At 70.4% G+C, this 12,353-nt stretch carries 11 protein-coding genes and 1 pseudogene; 7 read left to right on the top strand and 5 right to left on the bottom strand.

Features of this window, described 5'->3' with window-relative positions; genetic code table 11:
• Positions 1-28: 28 nt before the first annotated feature.
• Positions 29-682, bottom strand: a complete 654-nt coding sequence (locus LX12_RS06860; RefSeq protein WP_253653764.1) for a TetR/AcrR family transcriptional regulator — start codon at positions 680-682, stop codon at positions 29-31.
• A gap of 112 nt (positions 683-794) precedes the next feature.
• Here LX12_RS06860 and LX12_RS06855 point away from each other — a divergent pair, with 112 nt between their 5' ends.
• From LX12_RS06855 to LX12_RS06835, 5 genes are all read left to right on the top strand, one after another.
• Entirely contained in the window at positions 795-2,399 is a 1,605-nt protein-coding gene (locus LX12_RS06855) for an MFS transporter (RefSeq protein WP_253653763.1), read from the top strand.
• Positions 2,400-2,445: 46 nt separating this feature from the next.
• On the top strand, positions 2,446-3,666 hold the full coding sequence (locus LX12_RS06850) for an alpha/beta hydrolase (RefSeq protein WP_372504937.1): 1,221 nt from the start codon (positions 2,446-2,448) through the stop codon (positions 3,664-3,666).
• Positions 3,663-4,865, top strand: a complete 1,203-nt coding sequence (locus tag LX12_RS06845; RefSeq protein WP_253653762.1) for an alpha/beta hydrolase family protein — start codon at positions 3,663-3,665, stop codon at positions 4,863-4,865. The genes LX12_RS06850 and LX12_RS06845 overlap by 4 nt, the downstream gene beginning before the upstream one ends.
• A gap of 61 nt (positions 4,866-4,926) precedes the next feature.
• Positions 4,927-6,633, top strand: a complete 1,707-nt coding sequence (gene ilvD / locus LX12_RS06840; RefSeq protein WP_253653761.1) for a dihydroxy-acid dehydratase — start codon at positions 4,927-4,929, stop codon at positions 6,631-6,633.
• 20 nt (positions 6,634-6,653) lie between these two features.
• A complete protein-coding gene (locus LX12_RS06835) occupies positions 6,654-7,055 on the top strand; it encodes an SRPBCC family protein (RefSeq protein ID WP_253653760.1) in 402 nt (133 codons plus the stop codon).
• Here the strand turns inward: LX12_RS06835 and LX12_RS06830 are convergent.
• Both LX12_RS06830 and LX12_RS06825 read right to left on the bottom strand, forming a co-directional pair.
• Positions 7,056-7,669 (bottom strand): annotated as a pseudogene (locus tag LX12_RS06830) (hypothetical protein). It abuts the gene before it with no gap.
• Positions 7,666-8,817 carry a zinc-dependent alcohol dehydrogenase gene (locus LX12_RS06825; protein WP_253653759.1) on the bottom strand — a complete coding sequence of 384 codons (1,152 nt, stop codon included), beginning with the start codon at positions 8,815-8,817 and terminating at the stop codon, positions 7,666-7,668. Before LX12_RS06825 ends, LX12_RS06830 begins: the two are co-directional and overlap by 4 nt.
• A 146-nt stretch (positions 8,818-8,963) precedes the next feature.
• Here LX12_RS06825 and LX12_RS06820 point away from each other — a divergent pair, with 146 nt between their 5' ends.
• On the top strand, positions 8,964-9,839 hold the full coding sequence (locus tag LX12_RS06820; protein ID WP_253653758.1) for a crotonase/enoyl-CoA hydratase family protein: 876 nt from the start codon (positions 8,964-8,966) through the stop codon (positions 9,837-9,839).
• 7 nt (positions 9,840-9,846) lie between these two features.
• Here LX12_RS06820 and LX12_RS06815 read toward each other — a convergent pair whose 3' ends face one another.
• Complete coding sequence (locus LX12_RS06815) at positions 9,847-10,296, bottom strand: DoxX family protein (protein ID WP_253653757.1); 450 nt, start codon at positions 10,294-10,296, stop codon at positions 9,847-9,849.
• A gap of 123 nt (positions 10,297-10,419) precedes the next feature.
• On the opposite strand from LX12_RS06815, the gene LX12_RS06810 reads away from it, so the two are divergent.
• A complete protein-coding gene (locus LX12_RS06810; RefSeq protein ID WP_253653756.1) occupies positions 10,420-10,896 on the top strand; it encodes a DUF2231 domain-containing protein in 477 nt (158 codons plus the stop codon).
• Here LX12_RS06810 and LX12_RS06805 read toward each other — a convergent pair.
• On the bottom strand, positions 10,851-12,218 hold the full coding sequence (locus LX12_RS06805; RefSeq protein ID WP_253653755.1) for an alpha-hydroxy-acid oxidizing protein: 1,368 nt from the start codon (positions 12,216-12,218) through the stop codon (positions 10,851-10,853). The genes LX12_RS06810 and LX12_RS06805 overlap by 46 nt on opposite strands.
• Positions 12,219-12,353 lie beyond the last annotated feature (135 nt).

The following is a 12,353-nucleotide window of genomic DNA, read 5'->3' as shown; positions in this document are numbered from 1 at the left end:
ACCCCAGAGCTGCTGTCGCGCATTGCCATCAGGCACCACCACCGGTCCGGTCCACCCACCACGTGAGCGCCGCGTCGGCCGCGCGCGACGCCCGGTCGGGCGCGTCCCCCATCCCGACGATGATGCGCGTGCACAGAGGTCGCAGGACGGCGACCGCCGGGTCGGCGTAGCGCTCGAACTGCCCGGCCGCCTCGAGGGTCACGAAACCGTGCACCGCACTCCACAGTTCGGACGCGACCTCGTCGGGGGTGATCGGGTCCAACCGGCCCGTCGCGATCAGCCGACCGCACGCGGCGACCAGCATCGCGTAGCACTCCGCGAACCGATTGCTCGGCGAGTCCGGGCTCGCCGACAAGGGACGGTAGGTGCCCCTCGTCGACAGTCCGAACATCAGGTCGTAGAGGTGGGCGTTCGACCGAGCGAGATCACGCGTGCACAGGGCCATCGCGAACAGTTCGGCGGCGGGGTCGTCCGACAACTCCGACGCGTCGGCGAACGCGGACCGGAGATCGGAGAACCCCTGGGACACGACAGCCGTGAGCAGTTCGGGCACGCCGCCGAAATGGTGGTAGATCGCGACGGTCGACGCCCCGACCGCCTCCGCGACGACTCTCGCCTTGATCTGCGCCGGCCCCTGCTCGCGAAGCAGGTCGGCCGTGGCCGCGATCAACCTCTCCGGCATCGGAACCGAGGGGGATGAGGTCGCCGATCTCTCGGCGCCGGGCGCGTCCGTCACCCGACCACTGTCGCCCATGCGCGCCGCACGCTCCACGAGGACGTGATAGAACTTCGTTATGCCGCTCCGACCCGTGGGCTCCGTGATGCGGGGTCCCTCCGACGTCAGCAAGACGTCCGTGCTGCTGGCCCTGTGCCTCGCGGTGTTCGTCGTCAACGTCTCGACGACGGTGGTGAACATCGCCCTGCCCACCCTCGTGCGGGAGCTCGGTGCGACGACGACGGATCTGCTGTGGGTCGTCGACGCGTTCAACCTCGCGTTCGCGGCGTTGGTGCTCGCGGCGGGATCGCTCAGCGATCGGTTCGGGCGTCGATCGGCGTTGCTCCTCGGGCTCACGCTCTTCGCGGTGGCGTCGCTCGTGGGGGCGTGGAGTTCGTCCCCGGAGGTGCTCATCGCCTTCCGCGCGGTGGCGGGGGTGGCCGCGGCCGTCGTCTACCCGGTCACGCTGTCGATCCTGTCGAACGTGTTCACCGACAGGACCGAACGCGCTCGCGCCATCGGGATCTGGGGTGCGGCGACCGGCATGTCGGTGGCCGTCGGACCCATCGTGGGGGGCGCGCTCATCGAGCACTTCTGGTGGGGCTCGATCCTGGTGCTGAACGGGGGCGTCGCGGTGCTCACCCTGCTGCTCTCGGTCGTCGTGATCCCGGACTCGAGGGACCCGTCGACACCCCCGCTCGACATCCCCGGGCTCGTCCTGTCCACCACCGCACTCGGCGTCCTCGTCTACACCATCATCTCGGCGCCGGAGCGCGGATGGTCGTCGCCGGCGACACTCGCCGGGTTCGCCGTCGCGGCCGTCGTCCTCACCGCATTCGTCCTGCAGGAGCGGCGCGTCGAGCATCCGATGCTCGACGTCCGACTCTTCGCCAACCTGCGGTTCACCGCCGCGAGCGGCGCCGTGACCAGTGCGTTCTTCGCGCTGTTCGGGTTCATCTTCCTCGTCACCCAGTACTTCCAGTCCGTCCGGTCATACGGCGCACTCGAGACGGGACTGCGCATGCTCCCCGTCGCGATCTCGCTCGCGGCGTTCGCTCTCGTCGGACCACGCCTGGCGGTCGCCGTCGGGTCGAAGATCGTTGTGGCGCTGGGACTGGCGTCGCTCTCCGCGGCCTTCCTGTGGGCGTCGACGGTCGGTCAGGACACCGACTACCTCGTCATCGTGGGCCAGATGATCCTGCTCGGCGGGGGCCTCGGTCTCACCAGTGCGCCTGCGACGGAGGCGATCATGGGCGTCGTGGCGCCGGAGAAGGCCGGGATGGGATCCGCGGTGAACGATGCGACACGAGAACTGGGTGGGACGTTGGGCGTCGCCGTCATCGGGTCCGTCGCCCTGTCGGTCTATCGCGACAACCTCGGTCGACCACCCGTACCCGACGCCCTGATCGAGCCCGCCCGGGAGTCGATCGGCGCGGCTCAGGAAGCCGCGCGGCAGGCCGCGAACCTCGGTGGCCTCGCTCAGGCGGCGGGCGATCAGGTCCTGGCCCTGGCGCGGACCGCGTTCGTCGACGGCTTCACGACGGGCTGCGTGGTCGCCGGTGTCGTGACCGCACTGGCCGGGGTGCTGACGCTGATCTACCTCCCTGCGCATCCTGAGATGGCGCAGCATGCCGGCGAGGAGTCGGTAGGACAGGGTGTGGCAGCCGTGGACGACGCGGCCTGAGGCGGCACCGAACCGGCGTCGGGCCACCTCGGCCTAGAGTCAGCGGGTGATCGTTTCCCCGCGCGTTCGGGCGCGCCTGGTGACCCTGGTCCTGGCCGTCGGAGTCGGTACGTCTCTCCTGACTCCCGCCACAGCCGGTGCGGATTCGCCGCCCCCGACCGCCGCGCCGGTGTGGTCCGGCCTCGACGTCCGCGACTATGCGGGACCTGTCCCGACGACACCGGGGACGCTGATCCGCTCGGTCCCCCTCGACCGCTCGCTCTGGGTCCGCAGCGCCGGTGACGCGCGACGATTCCTCTACTCCTCGGTGGACCAGCACGGGAAGCCCGCGGTCAGCACGGCTGCCGTCTTCCTCCCGAGGTCGCGACCGCCCGCCGGTGGTTGGCCGGTCGTGGCGTGGGCGCACGGGACCGTCGGACTCGGCGACGACTGCACCCCGTCGGCGCAGAAGCGGTCCACCCGCGACGACGACTACATCTCCCACTGGCTGGACCAGGGCTACGCCGTCGTCGGCACCGACTACACCGGACTGGGAACGCCGGGCCTGATGAGCTATTTGAACGCCGACGTCGAGGCCCGCTCGGTGGTCGACTCGGTCTCGGCGCTGCGGCAGCTGGACCTGTCGACGTCGCCGCGCTGGGTGATCGTCGGGCAGTCGCAGGGCGCGGGCGCGGCGATGAACGCGGCCCGCCGGGCGACCGAGCTGAGCCGCGGTCGCGGGCTCGACTACCGGGGCGTCGTCGCGACGGGCACACCCGCGAACATCGAGTCGATCATCGCGCTCGGGGGCCCGACGTTCCCGCCGGTGCGCCTGCCCGCCGGACTCACGACGTACCTGGCCTACATCATCGCGGCGGTCCGCGAGGCGCGGCCGGATCTCCCGATCGACGGACTCCTCACCCCGTCCGGCCGCTCGGTGGCCGACCTCGCCGAGACGATGTGCCTGCCGGAGTTCGAGAAGCGACTGACCGGCGTCGACGTGCGGTCGTTCTTCGCCAGGCCCATCTCGTCGATCCCGAACGCCCGCGCGCAGCTCGCCGCGTTCCTCGGCATCCCGGCCTCCGGGTACGACCGTCCGATCTTCCTGGGGCAGGGTCTCACCGACATCGACGTGCCGGCGCCGTTCGCGCTGTCCCTGGCCGCGCAGCTGACCCAGAACCGCCAACCGTTCGAATTGCACGTCTACCCGACCGATCACTCCGGCACGGTGTATGCCTCGCAACGGGATTCGACGCCCTTCGTCGCACGGGTCCTGGCCGCACGATGAGGCGTGCGCGCCGGTCGACCGCCGTGGTCCTCGGGATCGCGGCGACCATGGCCGTCGTCGCGCCCGCCGCGGCCGTCCCGCTCCCGCCGCCGGAACCGGCACCCGTGTGGTCGGGTCTCGACGTCCGCGACTACGCGGGACCGGTCCCGACCACTCCGGGCAGACTGCTCCGCTCGGTGCCGCTCGACCGCAGTCTGTGGTTGCCCGACGCGGGTTCTGCGGTCCGGGTGCTCTACTCGACCGTCGACGGCCGGGGACGCCCCGCGGTGAGCACCGGGTCGATCACGCTGCCGAAGGGGACGCCACCCCCTGGCGGGTGGCCTGTGCTCGCCTGGGCCCACGGGACGGTCGGCATGGGCGACGACTGTGCCCCGTCGGCGCAGAAGCCGACCGCCGACGACATCGCCTACCTCGGTCACTGGCTGCGGACGGGCCACGCGATCGTCGCGACCGATTACGTCGGCATGGGGACGCCGGGACCGCTGTACTATCTCGACGGCGTCACCGCGGCGCACTCCATCGTCGACTCGGTGGCCGCCGCTCCCGCCACGGGTCTGCCGCTGTCGCGGCGCTGGGCCGCCGTCGGACACTCCCAGGGAGCCGGGGCGGCCCTGAACGCCGCTCGCTACGCACACACTTTCTCCGCCGGGTCGGGGCTCGACTTCCGCGGCGTCCTCGCGACGGGTGTCCCCGCCAACCTGGAGTCGGTGCTGCCGGGTCTCGGACCGCAGTTCCCGCCGGTCGTCCTCCCGCGCACGCTGAACACCTACGTGCTCTACATCCTCGCCGGGCTGCGGTCGGCGCGACCGGACCTGCGCGTCGACGACCTCCTCACCGCCACCGGTCGCCGGCTCGTCGGCCGGGCGAACGGGGCCTGCGGCAAGGAGATGCGCCCGTTCACCGAGGGACTCGACCTGCGCACCGTCTTCCGACGACCCCTCGCGTCGATCCCGGACGTGTACAGCGTGTTCCGGACGTACCTCGGAACGCCGGCCTCGGGCTACACCCGGCCGGTCTTCATCGGACAGGGCCTCGCCGACGTGAACGTGCCCGCACCGTCGGCCCTGTCGCTGGCGGCGCAGATGACGGCCACCCGCCAGCCCCTCGAACTCCACGTCTATCCCGCCGCCGACCACCCCGGCGTGCTCACGGCGGTGCTCCCCGACGCCGACCGGTTCCTGACGCGCGTCCTGCGCTGACCAGCGCCCGTCCTAGGCTCGACACCGAACACCGATCCACCCCTTCCAGTCAGGAGACGCCATGTCGACCGAGAACCCCTCACCCGACGTGAAGCCGCGCAGCCGGGACGTCACCGACGGCCTGGAGAAGACCGCCGCACGCGGCATGCTCCGCGCGGTCGGCATGGGCGACGAGGACTGGAGCAAGTCGCAGATCGGTGTCGCCTCGTCGTGGAACGAGATCACGCCGTGCAACCTGTCGTTGGAGCGCCTGGCGAAGGCGGTGAAGGGTGGTGTCAGCGCGGCCGGGGGCTTCCCCCTGGAGTTCGGCACCATCTCCGTCTCCGACGGCATCTCGATGGGCCACGAGGGCATGCACTTCTCGCTGGTCTCCCGCGAGGTCATCGCCGACAGCGTCGAGACGGTCATGAGCGCCGAGCGCCTCGACGGGTCGGTCCTGCTCGCCGGGTGCGACAAGTCGCTGCCCGGGATGCTCATGGCCGCAGCCCGTCTCGACCTCGCGAGCGTGTTCCTATACGCCGGGTCCACCCTCCCCGGCTTCGCGACGCTCTCCGACGGCAGCGAGCACCAGGTCACGATCATCGACGCGTTCGAGGCCGTCGGCGCGTGCTCGCGCGGGCTGATGTCCCGCGAGGACGTCGACACCATCGAGCGCGCCATCTGCCCGGGCGAGGGCGCATGTGGCGGCATGTACACCGCGAACACGATGGCCAGCGCCGCCGAGGCCCTGGGGATGTCGTTGCCCGGCAGTGCGTCCCCGCCCGCACCCGACCGTCGTCGCGACCAGTTCGCGCACGCCAGCGGTGAGGCCGTCGTCGAACTGCTGCGCCGCGGGATCACCGCCCGCGACATCCTGACCCGCGAGGCGTTCGAGAACGCGATCGCCGTCGTGATGGCGTTCGGTGGGTCCACCAACGCCGTGCTGCACCTGCTCGCGATCGCCAACGAGGCCGAGGTCGAACTGACCCTCGACGACTTCACGCGCATCGGCTCGCGCGTCCCGCACCTCGCCGACGTCAAGCCGTTCGGCAAGCACGTCATGACCGACGTCGACCAGATCGGCGGCGTCCCGGTCGTCATGAAGGCGCTGCTGGACGCGGGCCTCGTGCACGGCGACTGCCTCACCGTCACCGGGAAGACCCTGGCCGAGAACCTCGCCCACATCGCCCCGCCCGATCCCGACGGCAAGGTCCTGCGCGCGATGGCCGAGCCGATCCACCCGACGGGCGGCATCACCATCCTCAAGGGATCCCTCGCCCCGGGTGGCGCGGTGGTGAAGTCGGCCGGTTTCGACTCCGACGTCTTCGAGGGGACCGCGCGGGTCTTCGAGCGCGAGCGCGCCGCGATGGACGCCCTGGAGGACGGCACCATCACGGCCGGCGACGTGGTCGTCATCCGCTACGAGGGACCCAAGGGTGGCCCGGGCATGCGCGAGATGCTCGCCATCACCGGAGCGATCAAGGGTGCCGGCCTGGGCAAGGACGTCCTGTTGCTCACCGACGGCCGGTTCTCGGGCGGCACCACCGGTCTGTGCGTCGGCCACGTCGCACCCGAGGCCGTCGACGGCGGGCCGGTCGCGTTCGTCCGCGACGGCGACAGGATCCGGCTCGACGTCGGGAAGGGGACTCTCGACCTCCTCGTGGACGAGGCCGAACTGGAGTCCCGGCGCGACGGCTGGGCTCCGTTGCCCCCGCGCTACACCCGGGGCGTGCTGGCGAAGTACACCAAGCTCGTCGGGTCGGCGTCGCAGGGAGCCGTGCTGGCCTAGGGGATCCGTAAAGTCGGGGCATGCGCCTGGGACTCCGCCATCGGATGCCGACCGTCGACCGCGCGATGCCCGTCCCTGCCGCCGCGGCCTGGGACGTCATCACCGACCTCGACGCGTGGCCGGTGTGGGGTCCGTCGGTGACGGGCGCGCACCTGGACGGTCCCGGGCCACTGCAGCTCGGGTCCCGCGGGCGTGTCGTCACACCGATCGGCGTCCCGATCCCGTTCGAGATCACCGAGTTCGACGACGGTCGCGCGTGGGCGTGGAAGGTCCTCGGGGTGCCGGCGACCCGGCACGAGGTCATACCGACCTCCGACGGGTGCGTCGTCAGCTTCGGGGTCCCCGTGTGGGCGCCGGCCTACCTGACTGTGATGGCGCTGGCACTCCCGCGCATCGAACGACTCGCGCGCGACCGCGCCTGATCACCGCCGGCGGCGTCGGCCCCCGGTGAGGGCCACGAACAGCCGCACCGCCGCCGCACCCGTCACGACCCACGGCCCGGCCACGATGATCGGATCGATCCAGGTGTGGTTGAGGTCGACCCGCTTGCGCCCGACACGCGACCGCCATCCTCCGTGGGACAGTTCTGCACGGATGCCGGTCTCCGTGATCGGGTTGTCGGGGCGGGTGGTGCCCAACGACGCACGTGATGGATCAGGGCGTCCAGGCGATCGGTGTAGAGCAGGATCAGCCAGTGCGCCGCACGACCCTCGCTGAAGCGGTCGTAAGCGACGCGGCGCAACCGTCCCGGCAGCCCCTCGAGGGGCTGCGCGGTGCCAAAAACGGGTGTCAGGAAACGGTGTTCGATGGACCGCTCGCGATACCCGTGTTCGGGTTGACGCTCGGGGAACCGCCAGTGCGCACCGGTGTCGAGCTGCTGCAGCTTCGGTACCGAAGGCCGGTCCTTCGGGTCGAGATCGGCACCCCATCCCGGGATCCGCGCCCGCAGTTCGTCGGCGGACGGGGCCGACGGCCGGTCGGGGGTGTAGGCGGGAAGGTGGTCGGTCACGGCATCTCCTGACGTCTGTGTGGTCATGACCCGTCTCCCACGGTGACCACGGGCTTGATGATGTCGTCGAGCTTCGACGAGAACATGTGATATCCCTCGGCGATGTGCTCCAACGGGATCCGGTGCGTGACGATGTCACTGGGCTTGAAGTACCCGTCGTGGATGTGCGAGAACAACCGCGGCCATTGACATTTCACCGGAGCCTGGTTCGCGTTGAGCGTCAGCCCCTTGTTCATGGCGTCGCCGTACTTGACGGCACTGAAGACAGGGCCGTAGGCGCCCACCACGCCGATCGTCCCGCCCTTGCGGACCGAGTCGATGGCCCAGTTGAGGGCGATCGGAGACCCGCCCTGCAACTTCAGCTTCGCCGACGACACGTGCTGGACGAGGTTGCCGTCGGCCTCCGCCCCCACGGCGTCGATGGCCACGTCGGCGCCGAGGAAGTCCGTGGTCTTCTTCATCTCCACGACGATGTCGTCGACCTCGCCGAAGTTCACCGTCTCGGCGTGCGCGAACGTGCGCGCCTTCTCGAGGCGGTGTTCGAGGTGGTCGACCACGATCACGCGACCCGCGCCCATCAGCCACGCCGACCGCGCGGCGAATAGCCCCACCGGACCGGCGCCGAAGACGATGACGGTGTCGCCCTCCACGATGTCGCCCAACTGCGCACCGAAGTACCCGGTGGACAACGCGTCGGTGCACAGCAACGCGTCGGTGTCGTCCATCCAGTCGGGGATGATCGACGGTCCGACGTCGGCGAACGGCACCCGCACGTACTCCGACTGCCCACCGTCGTAGCCACCGCAGGTGTGCGAGTAGCCGTAGATGCCGCCGACTGCGGTCGCGTTCGGGTTCACGTTGTGGCAGTTGGAGTACAGACCGCGTGAGCAGAACCAGCACGACCCGCAGTAGATGTTGAACGGCACCATGACCCGGTCACCGACCGACAGGTTCTGCACCGACGACCCGACCTGGTCGACCACACCGATGAACTCGTGCCCGAACGTGTGGCCGACCCGGGTGTCGGGCATGAGCCCGTGGTAGAGGTGCAGATCGGACCCGCAGATCGCGGCGAGCTGCACCCGGACTATCGCGTCGTTGGGATGCTCGATCGTCGGCATCGGCTTGTCCTCGACGCGGACTTTGTAGGGACCTCGGTATGTCATCGCTTTCATGCCGACCGCGATACCCGGCCCGATCAGGGAGGCAAACCGCCCCTGGAGAAGTTGTCGAATCCGGGGCTCGGCCCGCTCCTGCCGTATGGGACCGTGATCTCCGACAGGCGGCAGAGCGCCGCCGCGCGTGACCTCCGGGAGTCCCCATGCAGCGTGAGACCGTCCGCTACGACGTGACCGACGGGATCGCCGTCCTCACCCTCGACCGGCCCGAGAACCTCAACGCGTTCACCGTGCAGATGGCGAACGACCTGGAGGCGGCGTTCGACGAGGTGTCGGCCGACCCTGCGGTCGGTGCGGTCGTCGTGACCGGCGCCGGCAAGGCCTTCTGCGCCGGGATGGACCTCAGCAGCGACGGCAACGTGTTCGGGCTCGACGAGACATTGCGGCCGACGATGCAGGACCTGGACGACCACTTCGACGACCCCGCGATCATCAGCGGCGTCCGGGACACCGGCGGGCGCGTGTCCCTCGCGATCTACCGCTGCACCAAGCCGGTGATCGCGGCCATCAACGGTGCGGCGGTCGGCATCGGCGCGACGATGACCCTGCCGATGGACTTCCGTCTCGCGTCGGAGAAGGCGCGTATCGGGTTCGTGTTCGGTCGGCTGGGCATCGTTCCCGAGGCGGCGTCGTCATGGTTCCTGCCCCGTGTCGTCGGGATGCAGAACGCCCTCGAGCTGGTCTACTCGGCCGACATCGTCGACGCGACGACCGCGAAGGACATGGGCCTGGTCCGCAGCGTCCACGCCCCGGACGAGCTGATGGACGCCGCGCTCGCCCTCGCCCACCGTTTTACCGACGGCCGGTCGCGGGTGGCGACCGCGCTCACCCGGCAGATGATGTACCGCAACAGCGCTGCGCGGTCCCCGGTGGAGGCCCACAAGGTCGACTCGCTGGCGATGTTCTACACCAGCGTCGCCGACGGCAAGGAGGGCGTGGCCGCGTTCCTGGGGAAGCGGGCAGCCGAGTTCTCGTCCCGCGTCCCGGAGGACCTGCCGGAGGCGTTGCGCGACCTCTGATCCCGGATCAGCGCGCGCCGCGGCCCACTCCGAGCACGGCGAGGAGCGCCGGCCGACGCAGCAGCATCGCGACCCACAGCAGCACCCCGAGGTAGACGGCGAACAGGGTCGTGCTCACCAGCGGCTTGTCGGCGTTCCAGTTGGCACACACCGCGCCTCCCAGGTACGCCGTGATCCCGACGGCTCCCAGGACGGTTGTCCGCGGGATCAGCCACACGATCGTGCACAGCCCCAGCACGATGCCCATGACGGTCGCCTGGTCGGTGGTGAAGCCGAGCGCGGTGGTCCCCTCGACGACGGACTCGGGCTGGAACAGCTTGCCCAGCACGTCGAACACCAGGAACGCAGCGATCAGGACGGTCAGCGCGGTGCCGACGATCCAGGTACGGGGCCGGCGCGCGGGGGTCGACGTGGCGGGTGCCGCGGCGGACGTGGCGGTGGACAGGTTCTCGGTCATCGTGACTCCCTGGGGCTCGGTGATGGAGGTGACATCGGGGCAGACCCCGCCGGGCCGCAGAAGTCATCGCGGCGATCGCAGGAAACACCCGCACGCGTGCTGTCCGCCCCTACGATCGGTGCCGTGGACACCATCGGAGGCATCCCCGCGCACCCCCTCTTCGTGCATCTCACCGTGGTCGCGATCCCGCTCGCCGCACTCCTGGGGATCGTCGCGGTCCTCTGGCCCGCGGCACGCCGCCGGATCGGGGTCATCGCGCCGATCGTCGGACTGGTCGCCGTGGTGATGACCCCGCTGACCACCAGCGCCGGTGAGTCGCTGGAGAAGTCACGGATGCCGCTGAACCCCGACCTGGCCGACCACGTCGAACTGGGCGATCAGATGATCATCTGGGTCGCGCCGCTGTTCGTGTTCGTCGTGCTGTTCTGGGCCCTGAACACACCGGCCGTCATGAGCAGGGTGCCCGTGACCCTCCCGACGCGCGCGGTCACCCTGTCCACGTGGGTGTTCGGACTGGCCGTCGTGGTGTTCGGGATCGGCGCGATCGTGATGGTCTACCTCGTCGGCGACAGCGGCGCGCGGTCGGTGTGGCTCGACTGACCACACCCACAGTCCGCCCGGCGCACCACATCCGGTGACAGCTCGCTCACCGAGGTCTGGCCCGCGAGGCCGAGGGTGAGGTCGAGTTCGGCGATGATGTTCGCGACCGCGTCGCGGGCGCCGTCGCGTCCGTCGATCGCGAGGCCGTACATGTGGGGGCGTCCGACGCACACGGCGTCGGCTCCGAGTGCGAGCGCCTTGTAGACGTCGGAGCCGGTGCGGATCCCGGAGTCGAACAACACATGGGCGCGACGGCGGACCGCCTCGGCGATGCCCGGCAACGCGTCGAGCGCGGATATCGAGCCGTCGACCTGTCGGCCGCCGTGGTTCGAGACGACGATGCCGCCGACACCGATGTCGACCGCGCGGGCGGCGTCGTCGGGGTGGAGGATCCCCTTGAGCACGACGGGCAGTTCGGTGCGGTCGCACAGTCCCGCGATGTCGTCCCAGTTCAACGAGGGCCGCGAGTAGATGTCGAGGAAGGTCTGCACGGACTCGCGCGGGACGGGTGACCGCAGGTTGGACAGGAACGATCCGGGCACACGGCGCGCCATCGACGCGAGCGCGGCCACCGCCGACCTCGTCACCCGGACCTTCGGGCCCGCAGGACGATCCGGCGCGGCGAGCCGTGCCGCCACGATGTCGCGGAACCGGGGATCCGAGGTGTACTGGGCGATCCCCTCGGCGCGGGCGAACGGCAGGGAGCCGATGTTGAGGTCCTGCGGACGCCACCCGAGCATCGTCGTGTCGAGGGTGACCACGATGGCCTGCGCATCCATCGACTCAGCGCGACGGACGAGGCTGGTGACGAGGTCGTCGTCGGTCGACCAGTACAGCTGGAACCACCGCGGCGCCCCGGCGCGGACGGCGTCCATCGCGGCCGCGGTCTCCTCCATCGGAGAACACCCCTGGTTCGAGAAGATGTACGGCACACCGAGTTCCGCGGCCGCCTGTCCGATGAGGACGTCGGAGTCGGGGCGGGCGAGCTCCCCCGCGCCCACCGGGGCGAACAGCACGGGTGCGGGCAGCCGGTGACCGAACAGTTCGACGGACAGGTCGCGACGGGAGACGTCCCGCAGCACCCGTGGGACGATCTCCCACCGGGCGAAGGCCGCGCGGTTCGCGGTCATGGTCGCGCCCTCGCCCGCGCCACCGGCGATGTAGGCCCATGCCCGCTCCGACATGGCCGCTCGTGCCCGGCGCTCCAGCTCGGCGAAATCGGCCGGGACACGGGGGCGGTCACCGAACACACCGGCGGTGTAGATCGCGTTCTGTCGCGCACGTCCCGGCGATGTGGCGCCGACGCCGCTCTCGTCGCTCATGTGGCGCACGTTACCCCCAGCCGCACTACAGGATCGCGCAGCGGATCCGCGGGACCGTAGCTGGACGACCGGTGCACTAGTCTGGGCCCTTGTAGCGGTTTCGGGGGACACCGCGCGCAGCAGTTCGGGGGGCTT

Origin of the sequence: Williamsia serinedens (assembly GCF_024171725.1) — a bacterium.
In the GTDB taxonomy this organism is placed as follows: domain Bacteria; phylum Actinomycetota; class Actinomycetes; order Mycobacteriales; family Mycobacteriaceae; genus Williamsia_A; species Williamsia_A serinedens.
This window is presented reverse-complemented; position numbering and strand designations above follow the sequence as displayed.

Coding starts and splice junctions, on each gene's coding strand:
- LX12_RS06860 (WP_253653764.1), bottom strand. CDS start 682: ATGCCGGAGAGGTTGATCGCGGCCACGGCCGACCTGCTTCGCGAGCAG.
- LX12_RS06855 (WP_253653763.1), top strand. CDS start 795: ATGCCGCTCCGACCCGTGGGCTCCGTGATGCGGGGTCCCTCCGACGTC.
- LX12_RS06845 (WP_253653762.1), top strand. CDS start 3,663: ATGAGGCGTGCGCGCCGGTCGACCGCCGTGGTCCTCGGGATCGCGGCG.
- ilvD (WP_253653761.1), top strand. CDS start 4,927: ATGTCGACCGAGAACCCCTCACCCGACGTGAAGCCGCGCAGCCGGGAC.
- LX12_RS06835 (WP_253653760.1), top strand. CDS start 6,654: ATGCGCCTGGGACTCCGCCATCGGATGCCGACCGTCGACCGCGCGATG.
- LX12_RS06825 (WP_253653759.1), bottom strand. CDS start 8,817: ATGAAAGCGATGACATACCGAGGTCCCTACAAAGTCCGCGTCGAGGAC.
- LX12_RS06820 (WP_253653758.1), top strand. CDS start 8,964: ATGCAGCGTGAGACCGTCCGCTACGACGTGACCGACGGGATCGCCGTC.
- LX12_RS06815 (WP_253653757.1), bottom strand. CDS start 10,296: ATGACCGAGAACCTGTCCACCGCCACGTCCGCCGCGGCACCCGCCACG.
- LX12_RS06805 (WP_253653755.1), bottom strand. CDS start 12,218: ATGAGCGACGAGAGCGGCGTCGGCGCCACATCGCCGGGACGTGCGCGA.